Below are 15717 nucleotides of genomic sequence, written 5' to 3' on the forward strand. Positions count from 1 at the left end.
AACATAATCTTCAGTGATTTTTTACTCTATAAATTACCCAACAAAAAAACCACCCTCAAAATGAGAGTGGTCTATATCATAAAGAAAATCTATCTTAAAGTTTTTCTTTGTTTACAATGTTCAACTTGTCATCCAAGTCGTAAACAACTGGTTGACCTGTTGCCATTTCAACGTTCATGATGTCTTCATCAGAGATTTGTTCGATGTACTTAGTTAAAGCACGTAATGAGTTACCGTGTGCAGCAACGATTACGTTCTTACCAGCCAATAAGTCTGGTGCAATGTGGTCTTCCCAGAAAGGAATTACACGTTCCAAAGTAACTTTCAAGTTTTCGCCACCAGGAATGATGCGTGGGTCTAAGTCAGCATAACGACGATCGTTTGCTGCAGAACCTTCATCATCTGCACTCAATAATGGAGGTAATACATCGTAAGAACGACGCCAGATGTGAACTTGTTCGTCACCATACTTTTCAGCAGCGTCTGCTTTGTTCTTACCTTGTAATGCACCGTAGTGACGTTCGTTTAAACGCCATGTCTTCATTTCTGGAATCCATAATTGGCCAGATTCTTCCAAAGCAAAGTGTAAAGTCTTGATAGCACGAGTTAAAACAGATGTGTAAGCTTGGTCAAATTCGATACCAGCTTCTTTTAACTTACGACCTGCTTCCTTAGCTTCTTCAACACCTTTTTCACTCAAGTTAACGTCTTCCCAACCTGTGAAAAGGTTCTTTAAGTTCCATTCACTTTGTCCGTGACGGATAAATACTAATTTTGGCATAGTAATGTAAACCTCTTTCTTAAAATAATATTTACAAGCCTAATTTTACACTGAAAATGAAAAAATTGGTAGTTATTTCATGTAAAACTTTACTTAATTTTCTGATTTTAAAGCATTTACTAATGCAGATACTGCTTTTTTGATGTTTTCTGGTGTAGTAGCAAGGTTTACTCGGATATGCCCTTTACCACTTTCACCGAACCAATCACCAAAATCAACCGCTAATTTAGCTTGTTTCTTAACTAGCTTTTCAACCTTATCAGCTGGAACAAGTGCTGATAAATCAATCCACATGAGATATGTTCCTTCTAGATCACTAACTTTAATTTCAGGGAATGCTTTAGTTAATTCATCGCGCACATAAACGAAGTTATCTCTAATTACTTCGATCATATTGTCTAACCATTCTGCACCTTCGCGATATGCAGCTTCTGCAGCTACACGACCTAATAGACTACCTTGAGGAGCGCTTAAACGACCCACTACTTCATCATATAAATCGCGAATTTGAGGATTAGGAATAACTACATGACTGTTTAATAGTGATGCCATATTAAATGTCTTAGAAGGTGCATCTACCATTACTAAGTTATCGCGGTAGAAACCATCTTTAATTGATAACATAGATGTGAATTTCTTATCCCCAATAATTAAGTCATGGTGGATTTCATCAGCAATAACTCTTACCTTTTCATCGTGGCAGATTGCTAGTAATTTTTCCAATTCATCTTCAGACCAAACTCTACCAACTGGATTATGTGGACTGCAGAAAATTAGTAACTTAACATTGTTTTCTTGCATCTTCTTTTGGATATCTCCGTAATCCATTTCGTAATGTCCATCATGATTTACCAATTCAGAAATTACTAATTTGCGATTGTTATTTTCAATTACTCGCATGAATGGGTAATATACTGGTTGTAAAACCATGATCGCTTCACCCGGAACTGTTAAGGTTTCAATCAAAGTACTTAATGATTGCACTACCCCTGTACCAAATCTCATCCAATCCTTATGCAATTCAATTCCATAACGTTCCCTTTGCCAGTTAAAGTATGCTTCATAATAGCTATCTGGCACTAAAGAATATCCAAAAGCACCGTGTTCAACACGTTCAACCAATGCTTTTCGTGCTGCTTCAGGAACTTTGAATTCTGTATCTGCTACCCATAAAGGTAAAAGATCTGTTTCGCCGAATTGAGATTCTAAGCCATCCCATTTAGATGAGTTAGTGTTACGACGTTCAACTGCGTATTTCTTGATAAATTCTTCTTTTTCCATCTATTTTACCTTCTCTCTGAATTTCTTTAGTCTTTCTCTGCGAATGTGGTCGCTTTTAACCCCTAAAATATCCAAAAGGAATGTAAATACTGGGATACCAACAATTAATCCCCACATTCCAAATAAATGTTCAGACACATATAGTACAACAAATGTGTAGAAAATTGGTAATTCTGTTCTGCTTGACATTAACTTAGGATTTAACACATATGCTTCTAAAGCATGAACCACGCAAAGCATAATAATGATGTAAATAATATACTTTACCCCACCAACAGTGTAACCAATTAACATCATCGGAATTGCTGAAATAATAACCCCAGCAACTGGAATCATACTCATGAAGAATATTAATAACGCTAAACTGAACAATTGAGGCATCTTCATACATGCTAAAATCGTCGTTGTAATTGCCGTATTAATTAAAGCAATAATAAATTGAGTTTCTAATACAACTCCAAAACTATTAACAAAAATCTTAGCAAAGTAGTAAACGTCATTAAAGAACCATGAATATGGACCCTTTAAAAATGATTTTGAAAACTTAAACAAATCATCTTTATCAATTGTAAAGAAAAAGCTTAGTAATAACGCCATAATAAACGTCATTCCCATCGTTCCAATATTCGCCAAATACTTAACGATAATTGACATACCACCACGCATTTGCTTCATAATATCGGATTGACTAATATACTGTGTGACCATATTAATCACATCATTTGTTCCCTTAGGTGGATGATTGTAGAACTTAACAATGTAATTTACCAAATTTTCCGTTTGTATAACTAATTTTGGTAGGTAGATAGTTATTGCTAAGTAAATACCACCTATCATCAACAAATAAACAATGATGACAATTAATTTAGAAGGAATATCTATTTTCTTTCTAATTGCATCATTTAAACTAATAACTAGAAACGAAAAAATAAAGGTTAGTAAGATTAAACTCATCATACTTCGAGCTAGATACAGCACCCCTACTAAAAATAGTAAAACTGTAAATCGCCTTAACCGTTCGTTTCCTAAAAAACGTTGCCACAGCGTCAAAAACATCACTTCCCTAGCATAATACCTTTATTTTACAATTTTAGTTCAATAATGTCTTTAATTTTCCTCTAATTTTACCTATAATCGATAAAGTATGTTTTTTAGGTGGTGAAATTTTGCAAACAAGAACACATTTAAAAGGAGTTATTTATGCTAGTTTAGCTGGTATTTTCTGGGGAATGGCTGGAATTGCTTCTGAATATCTATTTCAAGATCAACACGTTTCAGTTTATTGGATGATGGGTGTAAAAATGAGTTTGTCGGCATTAACTTTACTGGGATTGGCTTACTATCTTGATGGTAAGAAAATTTTTCTGGTCTTTAAAAGTTTCAAGGATATTTTGGGAATTGTCTTATTTTCCATTTTAGGTTTGGCAGGAGTACAATTTACTTATTCAATGACTGTTAATTACAGTAATGCAACTGTCGCAACTATCATCCAAACTTTAGGGATTCTTCCTGTTATCTTTTATTCAGCTATTATTTTTAAACAATTACCTGGTAGAAAACAATGGATTGCAACTATTACTGCTCTTATTGGTGCTTGGTTATTAGTTACTAAAGGTTCTTTTAATCAACTTGCGATCTCAAAAGAAGCAATTATCTGGGGAATTTTTCTGATGCTAACTCAAGCCGGAAATTCTGTTTTGCCAGTTGATCTTTTACGCCGACATAATCCTACTACTATCAGTGCTTGGGCGATGTTAGTTGGTGGTATTGTCTTTGAATTTATTCATCCAGTATGGAAGTCTGTTCCTAAATTTACGCCTGCAGTTACTTTAAATATGCTTTTCTTGATTTTTATCGGAACTGCTTTATCTTACTACCTTTTTGTAAAAAGTCTGCATCTAATTAGTGCTACTGAAGCAACTCTATTGGACACTTTCGAGCCTTTAACTGCTGCTTTACTAGACTTTCTTATCTTTAAAATGCAGTTTAATTGGGCTGAAATTTTGGGTAGTTTGCTAGTTATTAGTACTGTCTTCATCCTGGCTGTTGGGTCAGAAAAAAATGAAAACAGCGATCCTCAAAAAGAACTGCTGAAATAGCTTTTTTTAATGCACTTAATTGGTATATCATGTATACTTACCAAAGAGAATAAAGATTATGAAGTTGCACATTGGGTCTAACCAACCTAGTAGTCAAGCAGCGTTGTAGAATTGAGGGCGGTTCAAATACCGCTCTTTTTTATTTTTCATATCAAAAAACGTTGGCACATACCAACGCTTTTATTAATCTTTTTATCCTTAGATTTCTAGTAACTTTTCTACTTTTTCTAACAAATAATCCGGTTCTTCATTTTTCAATAATTCAATATCATAAGTGTCCCAAGCACAGCCACATGTTTTAACTTCAGCAGCCTTACCCATTTGTAAATCATACTTAGCATCGCCAATCATAACCGTCTTTGCCTTATCTAGATCATGTCTATCAGCAAGTATGTTTATACCATCTGGAGCTGGCTTGTAGTTTTCCACTTGATCAGATCCAATTGTGTCTGTAAACAAATCTGCTATCCCCAAGTTTTCCAAATTTCTATTTAAGGAAACTGAGTTCTTGCTTGATACTACAAATAAACGTTTCCCATCCTCAACTAATTGCATCAAAGTTTCTTTCATACCTGGGAAAAGTTGTGTAATTTCAAGTTCTAATTCACTATAGTATTGTCTAAATATCGCAAAAACTTCTCCCCATTCAGTATCGTTTAACTCACGATTAGATATTTTAGGGAAGAATATTTCAATGGGAACACCCATATAATATCTGACTGATTCTGCAGTTGGCTTCTCCAATCCATAATCAACAAAAGCTTTTTGAACTGCGATAATTCCAGTTTCACCAGAATCAGCAATTGTACCGTCAAAGTCAAATAAATAATTTTCTAACATAACTCACCTCAAGAAAAAAGCCAGTAATAATACTGACTTTTTGTTTATTATAATCTTAACGAAAGATCTATTTTAGTTCAAATTAATTTTTATCGTTAGAATATGTGTATTTAATGTGGTAGGAACGCTTTGCTCCACGTGGTAATACAATATCTCCAAATGTTTCTTGATTAATTGCATCTGGTAAAGTTTGAGCTTCTAAAGCTACCCCTTCTTGTTTCTTAGCAGGGCGTCCATTATCACGTTTGAAATGAACATCTGGCAAATCATCATTCATTGTATACATGATCAAACTGTTACGATCTGAATCAATTGTTACTGTATTTCCAGATTGAGTATCACGTAAAACAGCGATTGGTTCCACAGCCTTACCTGGTCCATTTACAATAAATGCATCATCAAAGCCACCTTTTTCATTTTGTTGGATAGCTTCGTATAAATTAGCACCCTTAGTAAAATCATAAGCTGTACCTTCGCCATGACGAATGCGGCCTGTTGGAATTAGGTTCTCATCTAATTCTAGATATCCGTCACTATTGATTTTAAGCTCATGACTAGCCAAGTCAGAACGATTACTCAAGTTAAAGTAAACGTGGTTAGTTGGGTTAAATAGTGTATCTACCTTATCGTCTCCAAGTGCATTAAAGGAAATTGTTACGTTATTACTATTGTCTAAAGTATAGATAACAGTTACTAAAATATCTCCTGGGAATCCATCAACTGCACTTAAAACTTGTTTTTGGAAAATTACACTAATGCTGTTACGGTTAGCAGAAGTTGTAAAGCTCCAGTTATAAGTATTAAATCCATGAGGACCACCGTGCAAAGTATTACCGTTTTCATTTTGTGGTAAAGTTACTTGTTCCCCATTAATTTCGCACTTACCATTCTTAATTCGACCTGCAACACGACCAATTACTTGATTAGTGCATAAACCATTGCTGTAGTATTCAGCTACTGTGTTATAGTTTAAAATCAAGTTTTGTTTTGTACCGTCTGCAGCTGGTACTAAGAATTCGTGCCATAAAGCTCCCATTGTCAAACATGAAATTGCTACTCCATTATCGTTTGTCAATGTAATTTTGTTTACCTTTTCACCGTTCAGTTCACCAAAACGTTCTGCTGAGATGTCCATCAAAATCTTCCTCCAATTATTTCAATTTATATAATCATTGTACACTAATTCACGACTATTTTGTAGACCGTTTTCAAAACCTGCTCTAATAAAAAAGAAGAATGGAATTCCATCCACTCTTCTCGGTAACTCTAGAATAATGCATCTTCTTGTTTCTTTCGAAGTTCTTTAAAAGTTTCAACCATGATTAAAGTATCTTCAACTAATTTATCCAGTCTAAAGTTAATATCAGCATTGATGATTTCTTGTCTGAACAAATCCTGCCCTTCAATAAAGACAATTTCTGGTAAAACTTGTGCCTTCATATATGACAAGATTGGCTTAAGTTGCATCTCAGCTACTAAATAATGCTTAGCAGAACCAGCAGTAACCACAATTGAAACCACTTTGTCACGTAAGGCTTTTTCCGGCAGTAAGTCAAAAATATTTTTCACTGATCCAGGAATTGAAGCTTGGAAAATCGGCGTTCCAATTATTAGAGCATCTGCTTCCATAATCTTAGTAGTAATCTCTAAAGTATCTCCTTGATATTCAGTATAATTACGTCCATCGCTAAATTGAATATCCTTTTCACCCAGATCTATCAAGTCAAATTCAACCTCTGGAAAATCTTTATTCATCTTTTCTGCTACATATTTCATGGCAGTTAGAGTCTTTTTCCCAATTACAGCTCCGGAAATTGCTACAACTTTCATGTTATTTCCCCTTTGTATACTTTTTAACTTCTGGTAAAATCTTTGTTCCAATAATTTCGATATTCTTCATAACTTTTTCAAATGGCATTCCACCAAAATCAATTTGTGCTAAATATCTTTGATGGCCTAATTCTTCGTATTGATAAATCATTTTTTCGATAATTTGTTGTGGACTTCCCACCAACATTACATCATTCATGTCTGCACCATTAGCGAATAAACGCTTATGGTAACCTGTACCATTTGCCAACTTCATTCCTTGATCTACATAAGGGTAAAGTTCTCTTAAAGCTGTCTTGGTATCATTAGCTGCATAGAAAAATCCTGTTGTCGCTACTGGGAAATCACTTGGATTATAGCTCTTCATCTTCAAACTTTGACGATAAGCATCGATTGAACGCTTGAAGATTGGTAATGGACCACCTAATAAAGTGATTGTCATTGGTACACCTTGTAATCCAGCTTTAATTGCACTTTCAGCTGGTCCACCTACTGCACGCCAAATTGGTAGCTTATCATTCAATGGTCTTGGTAAAACTTCTGCGTCTTTTAATGGTGCTCGGAAATTACCTTCCCAGTTAACGCGATGATTTTCGTTAATTTTGAGTAGTAATTCAAACTTTTCTTCAAATAATTCTTCGTAATCATTCACGTTATAGCCTAATAAATCGAATAAACCTAAACGTGAAGCACGTCCACCAATAATTTCAGCACGTCCATTTGATAGTAAGTCTAGTGTCGCAAAATTTTCATAAATTCTAACAGGATCAGATGTTGAAACAATTGTTGCAGATGAACCAATCTTGATCTTTTCAGTAGCTTGGGCAACTGCTCCTAAAATAACAGCATGAGCTTGTCCAACAAAGTATTTTTGGTGACTTTCACCTACACTGAAGAAATCTAACCCTGCTTCTTCAGCTAATTTTGCTTCAGCAACAATTTGATCAATTCTTTCTTTAGCTGAAACACGTTTGCCTGTAAGGGCATTAGGCATGTGATCTCCTAGTGAATATAAGCCAAATTCTAGTCCATTTTCTTTATTTATACGATAATCTTCCATTGCCATTGTTAAAACCTCTTTTCTATCTAACTTACTTTATGTAAGCTATTCTACTAGGATTTTTTCTTTTGTGAAGAGGTTTCATTTTAATAACTAGGTAACTTAAAGTATACTTTTAGATGGATACTGAGATATTGCGAGGTATATTTATGAAGATTGATCCACAATTTTGCCGTGTTGATGATGGTTTGGATACTATTTTGGGTAAATGGAAAATACCAATCATCTTATATCTATTAAAAAATCAGACTATGCGTTTCTCAGACTTGCAAAAGGTTCTTCCTGAAATTTCAAAGAAAATGTTATCTAAGAATCTCAAAGAACTTGAAGAAGATGATTTAATTACTAGAACAGTCTACCCTACTGTCCCACCTAAAGTTGAATATAGCCTTACTGAACATGGAAAAGAACTTGAAGATATCATTGATAGTCTTCATAAATGGGGTTTACGTCATCAACAACACTTATCAAAAAAAGCTTGAAACTCGTTTTTAGAGTCTCAAGCTTTCTTTATTTTTAGTCGTTATATCCTTGTGGATGAGTTGTATGCCATTTCCAAGCAGTTTCGATAATCTTGTGAATGTCATCAAATTCTGGTTTCCATCCTAGAACTTTGCGTGCTTTTTCTGAAGCAGCAATCAATGTATCTGGATCTCCCCCACGACGAGCTGCGATTTCAGCTGGAATTTCTTTACCAGTTACTTCACGAGCAGCCTTTACGATTTCCAAGTTAGAGAAACCTGTTGAAGAACCTAAGTTAAAGGCACTTGATTCGTTACCATTACGTAAATAATCTACTGCTAAAATGTGTGCATCTGCTAAATCAAATGGATGTACGTAGTCACGGACATTAGTTCCATCTGGAGTGTTGTAATCATCGCCAAAAATTTGTAACTTTTCACGTTCACCCATTGCTACTTGCAATACAATTGGTAATAAGTGTGTTTCTGGATGATGATCTTCACCAATAGATCCATCTGGTTTTGCACCAGCCACATTGAAGTAACGTAAAGCAACAAACTTAATTCCATAAGCTTCATCTGCCCAACGCATAATTTTTTCCATCATCAACTTACTTTCACCGTATGGGTTAATTGGAAGTTGTGGATCATCTTCATAGATTGGCATTTTTTCAGGAATACCATATGTAGCAGCTGTGGATGAAAAGACGATATACTTGATATCAAACTCATTCATAACTTCAAGAAGTTTAACCATACCTGCTGTATTGTTATCAAAATACTTCAAAGGATCTTTCATAGATTCTGCAACTAATGAGAATGCTGCAAAGTGAATTACTGCATCGATATCTGGATTTTCAGTAAAAACTTTACGCATGAAATCCTTATCTGCTAAATCCCCTTGATAAAATTTTGCTTCTTTACGTACCGCAGCTAAATGACCTGTAACCAAGCTATCAACTACGACAACGTCTTTACCCGCTTCAACTAAGCGATCTACGGTGTGAGAACCAATGTATCCAGCACCACCTAAAACTAATACTGACATAACTTTCCTGCTATATAAAATGTGGAATAATATAGAACAATATTTATTAGTTCTACATCATTAGAAAGAAATATAGCTTTCCCTTTCCTAATTTTATTTACTACCGTCAACACCAGTATTCCCATATCCTAACAAGAGGGTAACGACATTGACTGGCTCTGATAGCATAAGGGTGTAGCCCACCCTAAAAATATTTTAATCTAATAAAGCTAAAAGATTTTTAACTGCATTTTCATCTCTATCCATTTCAAAACCACATGCATAACAAATATATTCGTTATGCTTAGTTTTATATTTTTGATTACCATCAAGACCAATTTTATCTTCGCCAGTCTTAATATGATCACAATTAGAACATCTTTGTGTGCTTGGATAATATTTATCAGCTAACTTCAAGTATCGACTATACCATTCAGCTTTATAAGTCAATACTTGTCTAAAATACCCAAATAATGACCTCTGTAAGCCTTTAGAAGCAACGTGCGTCATCTGCATTTTCTTTACATCTAAATCTTCAATTGCAATCTTGTCGTAATCACTCACTAGTTTGGTCGTAAATTTATGAATAATATCATGTTGGATATTAGCTACTTTACGATAATCACGTTGTAACTTGGCTCTCGTTTTAACGTAATTATGTGATTGAGTAGCTTTTCTTCCATTGACAATACGTTTCCTGGCTAACTGACGTTGATAATACTTAATTCGTTTATAGAGTTTCTTTAAATGATTAGGCAGAGTATTAACTTTACCTTCGGTATAATTAAAATGACCGACATTAATATCAACCGCTGTTTTATTGCTAGTTTTATTTTTCTTAGCTATTTCAACTTCGAAAGGTAAACTAGCCCAATACTTACCATTTTCACGGTAAACAGAAACCACTTTTAAATCACCAGCTAAGCTCTTAGCACCTTTAAACTTAATATCGTACCAAGTTTTCCCACGAGGCTTGTCTAGCCTTAGTTTCCCATTAATAATTTTGGCTCTATCGGTTTTAAAGCCCTGTCTAGAAGCTTTTTTAGATTTAAATTTAGGCTTTCCCCAATCTGGCATAGCTTTATTAAAAAAGTTGCTCCAAGCTTTGCCTAAATCAGAAATCGCTAATTGTAAACAACGAGCTGATAATTGATACTGCCAATCCTCTTTATTAGCCACTAACTCATCTCGAACCTTACGTTTACTAGGTTTTAACTTTTTATCATCTAAAACCAGGGAACTATCATACATATCATTCCATAAAGCTAAACCTCGATTCCAACAATATCTACGATAATCACATAAATCATCAATAACCTTTTTCATAGTTTGATTTGGATAAAGTCTTACTTTTTGAACTCGGATCACTATTTTCACCACTTTTCATAATTAGAATTACTTCAATTAATATTTTATCAATAATTTCAGACTAATCCAAGATGAAAATAGAACTTTAGTTCGCTATATAATTAAACTTCTTAATACAGTAAATTTCTTAAAAAACTTTGTTTGTATAATATTCACTCCACATTATTATTTCTAATGAAATTTTATACCATTAAATTCTACATTATTTTATATACTAGTAACAGTTACTTACTTCCTAAAATTACTTATCTCTTATTTTACCACCTTCTTTTGTTACTGTGTGTCACTACTTGTCGTTTTTTTACAATTGTGCTTTACTTTATTGTATAAGACTTGTCTTTTATGATAGAAAGTGGGGAGAAAATGGCTGAATTAGTCTATAAAAATATTATCAGTGATTTAAAAGAAAAAATATTTGCTGGTAAGTTTACTGATATGAAATTACCAGATGAACGTTCATTAGCTGAACAATACAATGTTAGTCGTAGTTCGGTCAAACGTGCTCTTAACAAAATGTCTAACGAAGGTATTATTTTCAAAAAACGTGGATCAGGTACTTTTATTAATCCCTTGTACTTAAAAAATGAATCTATTTTTAATTATGAGGAAGGATCTAACTTAGGGATTTCCGATAATTTCAGATTAAAAGGAAAGAAACCTCAAACCAAAATTTTAGATTTCCAAGTAATCAAACCAACTTCAGAGTTACAAAGAGATTTATTCTTATCCCCTGAAGATTTTGTGTATAAGATTATTCGTCTTCGTCTTTTTGAAGATGAACCTTTTATGATTGAAACAGGATATATTCCTATTAAAATTTTACCTAAACTTAGTCGTACTCAGCTTGAAAGTTCGATCTTTGCTTACATTCAATCTGAACTTAACCAAACTGCCAGCAAATCATTCATGTCGATTTATGCTGAGCCTTCAACTTCAGAAGATCAAAATTTACTCAAGCTTAAAGAAAATGAACCTGTCAGTGTGATGGAAGGTATCTTCTTCTTGGATAACGGTACTCCATTTGAATTTTCACAAATGCGACTACATTTTAAATACCTTAAATTCAATACTTTTATCAACCTAGATTAACTCTCATGTTTTGCACTGAGAGTTTTTTTCTTAATGTTTTTTAAAATTGGTACGTTCCAATTTTAAAAATGGTTGACATTTAATAAAAAAGCGTTATTATTTACTTGTAAAGTTAATTATTAAAGAAAAAACAGATTTATTAATTAGGAGGGTACACTCATGACAGATTATTCATCTCAAGAATACTTAGATAAATTAGATGCTTATTGGCGTGCTGCTAACTATGTTTCAGTTGGTCAATTATACTTAAAAGATAATCCTTTACTTCGTCGTCCTTTAAAGGCAGAAGACGTTAAGGTTAAACCAATTGGTCACTGGGGAACTATCGCTGGCCAAAACTTCATTTATGCCCATTTGAACCGTGTCATCAACAAATATGACTTGAATATGTTCTATGTTGAAGGCCCTGGTCATGGTGGTCAAGTTATGGTTTCTAACTCATATCTTGATGGTTCTTACTCTGAAATTTATCCTGAAATTTCTCAAGATGAACAAGGTATGAAGCGTCTATTTAAACGTTTCTCCTTCCCAGGTGGTGTAGCTTCTCATGCTGCTCCTGAAACACCAGGTTCTATTCATGAAGGTGGCGAATTAGGTTACTCTATTTCTCATTCTGTTGGTGCAGTGTTAGATAATCCGGATTTAATTGTTGCAGCAGTTGTTGGGGACGGTGAAGCTGAAACTGGTCCTTTAGCTGCTTCATGGCAATCTAATAAATTTATTAATCCTATTCATGATGGTGCTGTTCTGCCAATCTTAGATCTTAACGGATTTAAGATCTCTAACCCTACTATTCTTTCTCGTGAAAGTGACGAAACTTTAACTAAGTACTTTGAAGGAATGGGATGGCATCCAATCTTTGTTGAAGGCGATGATCCTAAGTTGATGCATCCTGCAATGGCTAAAGCAATGGATGAAGCAATTGAAGAAATCAAGGCTATCCAAAAGAATGCTCGTGAAAATAACGATCCTAGCCTTCCAGCATGGCCTGTTATTATCTTCCGTGCCCCTAAAGGTTGGACTGGTCCTAAAGAATGGGATGGCGAACCAATTGAAAATTCATTCCGTGCCCATCAAATTCCAATTCCTGTTGATCAAAATGATATGCAACATGCTGATGCTTTGGTTGACTGGCTTGAAAGTTATAAACCTGAAGAATTGTTCGATGAAAATGGTAAGTTGAAAGCTGAAATTGCTGAAATTACACCTAAGGGCGACAAGCGTATGGCTGCTAACCCTCACACTAACCCTGGTAAATTAATCAGAGAAGTTATCAAACCTGATTTCCGTGATTTTGCTGTTGATACATCTGTTCCAGGTAAAGAAGTTGCTCAAGATATGACTGTTTTAGGTAAATACCTTGAAAAAGTACTTTCTGATAACCGTCATAACTATCGTGTTTTTGGTCCTGACGAAACAATGTCTAACCGTCTAGCACCTATCTTTGACGTAACTAAGCGTCAATGGTTAGCTGAAATTAAGGAACCTAACGATCAATACTTAGCTCCATCGGGTCAAGTTATTGATTCTCAATTATCAGAACATCAAGCTGAAGGTTTCTTAGAAGGATATGTTTTGACTGGTCGTCATGGTTTCTTTGCAAGTTATGAATCATTCTTGCGTGTAGTTGACTCTATGTTGACACAACACTTCAAGTGGTTACGTAAAGCAACTGAACAACCTTGGCGTACATCAATTCCATCATTGAATGTTATTGCTACATCTACTGTATTCCAACAAGATCACAATGGTTACACACACCAAGATCCTGGTATTTTAGGTCACTTAGCTGATAAGAAACCTGAATATATTCGTGAATACTTACCTGCAGATGCTAACTCATTATTGGCTGTATTCGACAAGACTATTAATGATCGCGATAAGATTAACTTGATTGTTGCTTCTAAGCACCCACGTCAACAATTCTACTCAGTTGCAGAAGCTAAGGAATTAGTTGATAAAGGTTTGAAGATTATTGATTGGGCTTCAACTGATAAGAATGCTGAACCAGACGTAGTTATCGCTGCTGCTGGTACAGAACCAAACTTAGAAGCTTTAGCTGCAATTTCTATCTTGCATGAAAAATTACCTGACTTGAAGATTCGCTTCATCAATGTTGTTGATATCTTGAAGTTACGTAGTCCTAAGGTAGATCCTCGTGGCTTAAGCGATGATGAATTTGATGCTTACTTTACAAAAGACAAGCCCGTTATCTTTGCTTTCCATGGTTATGAAGGCCTATTGCGTGACATCTTCTACTACCGTCACAATCATAACGTTGCTTTCCACGGCTATCGTGAAAATGGTGATATCACAACTCCATTCGATATGCGTGTGCTAAGCCAAATGGATCGTTTCGATCTTGTAAAATCTGTTGCACTTTCTCTTCCAGATGCTGACAAGTATGGTCAACTTGTTGCTGAAATGGATGCTAAAGTTGCTAAGCATCATCAATACATTCGTGATGAAGGTACTGATTTACCAGAAGTTGAAAACTGGGAATGGAAACCTCTTGATTAATAAATCAATTGAATAATTAAAAAGAGTCGAGATTAATTTCTCGGCTCTTCTTTTGTATTCTATTCAACTTTTGCTCCTAAACTATTCTTAAAATGTTCTAGAGCCCATTCTTGTCCATTATTTGTAAAAGTAGCTACTCCATCTTTTAGAATTGTTAATTGATAATTCAAATTGTAGCCACCAATTGCTGTATGTAAGACACAAATATCGGTACAAACTCCTACTAAATATAGATCTTTAATTCCTCTTTCACGCAAGAAATTATCTAGATTAGTATTTTGAAAGGCAGAGTAGCGATTCTTCGCAAATTGATATACCTTTTCGTCTGCTTGATGTTCTTGATACCATTCATCTAATTTTCCATACAACTTTTGTCCCCAAGTCCCTGCTATATTATGTGGTGGGAACAATTTATGTTCTGGGTGAAATACGTCATTTTCAAAATGCGTATCTGTTGGTAGAATTACATAATCACCATTGCTATAAAAATCTTGAGCTGTTTTAACAATGTAGTCTTCCAACTCTTGAGCCGGCTTACCACAAGTTAAAGCTCCCTTATCATCCACGAAATCATTAGTATAATCAATAATCAACAATGCCTTTGTCATTTATACCACTCTTTTCTTCGACTAGTTGTCTTTTCTACCTACTGTATCACTTTTAAATAATTTAGCAATATTAATTTTATTTTCTTGAATTAATTTTTGAAAACCTTTAAACTAAAGAAAATTACGCTAGAGGTGTGCAATTATGACAACATTTTATATTATCCGTCACGGACAAAGTGAAGCTAATGCTAAAGGAATTCTTCAAGGTAGCCAAATTGACACTCCACTAACTGAACTTGGACGCTCTCAAGCTCAAGTTACACTTTCCAAACTTGGAACTGACAATTTTGACGCTATCTATGCTAGTCCGCTTTTACGAGCTGCTCAAACTGCCACAATCATCGGTGGTAGCGATAAAACTATTACTTTTGACCCTCGCCTAAAAGAATATGATTATGGCACTTGGGATGGCGAAATTGAAGCTGATATTTGGCAAAAGTATCCCCAATATTTCGATGAACATCACAATTTGCTTCCTAATTCTTGGGTGGATTCAAAAGGTGATACATATTTAGAAGTAAAATCACGTTTAGAATCCTTCTTCGATGAAGTTATCGCTCGACACCCTGATGACTCTGTGCTAGTCGTTAGCCATGGTTTCACCATCAAATTAATCTTAGATTATATTCTCTATATCGGTAATCTAGTTAATATTAGCGAACCTACAAATGCTGGTATTACTAAGGTTAAAATGACTAAAGATACTAAAACTGTTATTTACTTCAATCGCTAAAAAATAAGGTACCATCTCCT

The 15717-nt window shown here is 34.6% G+C and carries 15 protein-coding genes; 5 read left to right on the forward strand and 10 right to left on the reverse strand.

Annotated elements, in window-relative coordinates:
• Positions 1-94: 94 nt before the first annotated feature.
• The 3 genes from OZJ21_RS02075 to OZJ21_RS02085 all read right to left on the reverse strand — a co-directional run bounded on the left by OZJ21_RS02075 (position 95) and on the right by OZJ21_RS02085 (position 3118).
• Positions 95-781 carry a 2,3-diphosphoglycerate-dependent phosphoglycerate mutase gene (locus OZJ21_RS02075; protein ID WP_003701203.1) on the reverse strand — a complete coding sequence of 229 codons (687 nt, stop codon included), beginning with the start codon at positions 779-781 and terminating at the stop codon, positions 95-97.
• Between the two features lie 93 nt (positions 782-874).
• The gene (locus OZJ21_RS02080; RefSeq protein ID WP_268857349.1) at positions 875-2062 is read right to left on the reverse strand and encodes a MalY/PatB family protein; all 1188 of its coding nucleotides are present in this window, start codon (positions 2060-2062) and stop codon (positions 875-877) included.
• Positions 2063-3118 carry an AI-2E family transporter gene (locus OZJ21_RS02085; RefSeq protein WP_003701199.1) on the reverse strand — a complete coding sequence of 352 codons (1056 nt, stop codon included), beginning with the start codon at positions 3116-3118 and terminating at the stop codon, positions 2063-2065.
• 110 nt (positions 3119-3228) lie between these two features.
• On the opposite strand from OZJ21_RS02085, the gene OZJ21_RS02090 reads away from it, so the two are divergent.
• Positions 3229-4161: a DMT family transporter gene (locus OZJ21_RS02090; RefSeq protein ID WP_201897012.1), complete on the forward strand. Its 933-nt coding sequence runs from the start codon at positions 3229-3231 to the stop codon at positions 4159-4161.
• Positions 4162-4359: 198 nt separating this feature from the next.
• Here the strand turns inward: OZJ21_RS02090 and OZJ21_RS02095 are convergent, their stop codons facing one another.
• The 4 genes from OZJ21_RS02095 to OZJ21_RS02110 all read right to left on the reverse strand — a co-directional run bounded on the left by OZJ21_RS02095 (position 4360) and on the right by OZJ21_RS02110 (position 7897).
• A complete protein-coding gene (locus OZJ21_RS02095; RefSeq protein ID WP_201897013.1) occupies positions 4360-5001 on the reverse strand; it encodes an HAD family hydrolase in 642 nt (213 codons plus the stop codon).
• Between the two features lie 82 nt (positions 5002-5083).
• On the reverse strand, positions 5084-6136 hold the full coding sequence (locus OZJ21_RS02100) for an aldose epimerase family protein (RefSeq protein ID WP_003701193.1): 1053 nt from the start codon (positions 6134-6136) through the stop codon (positions 5084-5086).
• Between the two features lie 131 nt (positions 6137-6267).
• Positions 6268-6831 (reverse strand): NADPH-dependent FMN reductase, encoded by a 564-nt coding sequence (locus OZJ21_RS02105; protein WP_268857350.1) that lies wholly within the window; start codon positions 6829-6831, stop codon positions 6268-6270.
• 1 nt (position 6832) lies between these two features.
• The gene (locus tag OZJ21_RS02110; RefSeq protein WP_268857351.1) at positions 6833-7897 is read right to left on the reverse strand and encodes an LLM class flavin-dependent oxidoreductase; all 1065 of its coding nucleotides are present in this window, start codon (positions 7895-7897) and stop codon (positions 6833-6835) included.
• Between the two features lie 143 nt (positions 7898-8040).
• Here OZJ21_RS02110 and OZJ21_RS02115 point away from each other — a divergent pair, with 143 nt between their 5' ends.
• Positions 8041-8373, forward strand: coding sequence for a winged helix-turn-helix transcriptional regulator (locus OZJ21_RS02115; RefSeq protein WP_003703410.1), 333 nt, complete (start codon positions 8041-8043; stop codon positions 8371-8373).
• A gap of 34 nt (positions 8374-8407) precedes the next feature.
• Here the strand turns inward: OZJ21_RS02115 and galE are convergent, their stop codons facing one another.
• Both galE and OZJ21_RS02125 read right to left on the reverse strand, forming a co-directional pair.
• Positions 8408-9400, reverse strand: coding sequence for a UDP-glucose 4-epimerase GalE (galE, locus tag OZJ21_RS02120; protein WP_003703422.1), 993 nt, complete (start codon positions 9398-9400; stop codon positions 8408-8410).
• Between the two features lie 195 nt (positions 9401-9595).
• Positions 9596-10747, reverse strand: coding sequence for an RNA-guided endonuclease InsQ/TnpB family protein (locus tag OZJ21_RS02125; RefSeq protein ID WP_003705405.1), 1152 nt, complete (start codon positions 10745-10747; stop codon positions 9596-9598).
• A 363-nt stretch (positions 10748-11110) separates the two neighbouring features.
• Here OZJ21_RS02125 and OZJ21_RS02130 point away from each other — a divergent pair, with 363 nt between their 5' ends.
• Positions 11111-11836 carry a GntR family transcriptional regulator gene (locus tag OZJ21_RS02130; RefSeq protein ID WP_003703401.1) on the forward strand — a complete coding sequence of 242 codons (726 nt, stop codon included), beginning with the start codon at positions 11111-11113 and terminating at the stop codon, positions 11834-11836.
• A 159-nt stretch (positions 11837-11995) separates the two neighbouring features.
• On the forward strand, positions 11996-14356 hold the full coding sequence (locus tag OZJ21_RS02135) for a phosphoketolase family protein (RefSeq protein ID WP_268857352.1): 2361 nt from the start codon (positions 11996-11998) through the stop codon (positions 14354-14356).
• 59 nt (positions 14357-14415) lie between these two features.
• On the opposite strand, the gene OZJ21_RS02140 is transcribed toward OZJ21_RS02135, so the two are convergent.
• A complete protein-coding gene (locus OZJ21_RS02140; RefSeq protein ID WP_268857353.1) occupies positions 14416-14964 on the reverse strand; it encodes a cysteine hydrolase family protein in 549 nt (182 codons plus the stop codon).
• Positions 14965-15106: 142 nt separating this feature from the next.
• Here OZJ21_RS02140 and OZJ21_RS02145 point away from each other — a divergent pair, with 142 nt between their 5' ends.
• Entirely contained in the window at positions 15107-15697 is a 591-nt protein-coding gene (locus OZJ21_RS02145) for a histidine phosphatase family protein (protein WP_268857354.1), read from the forward strand.
• Positions 15698-15717: the final 20 nt, after the last annotated feature.

This window comes from Ligilactobacillus sp. UO.C109 (assembly GCF_026847815.1).
Taxonomy (GTDB): domain Bacteria; phylum Bacillota; class Bacilli; order Lactobacillales; family Lactobacillaceae; genus Ligilactobacillus; species Ligilactobacillus salivarius.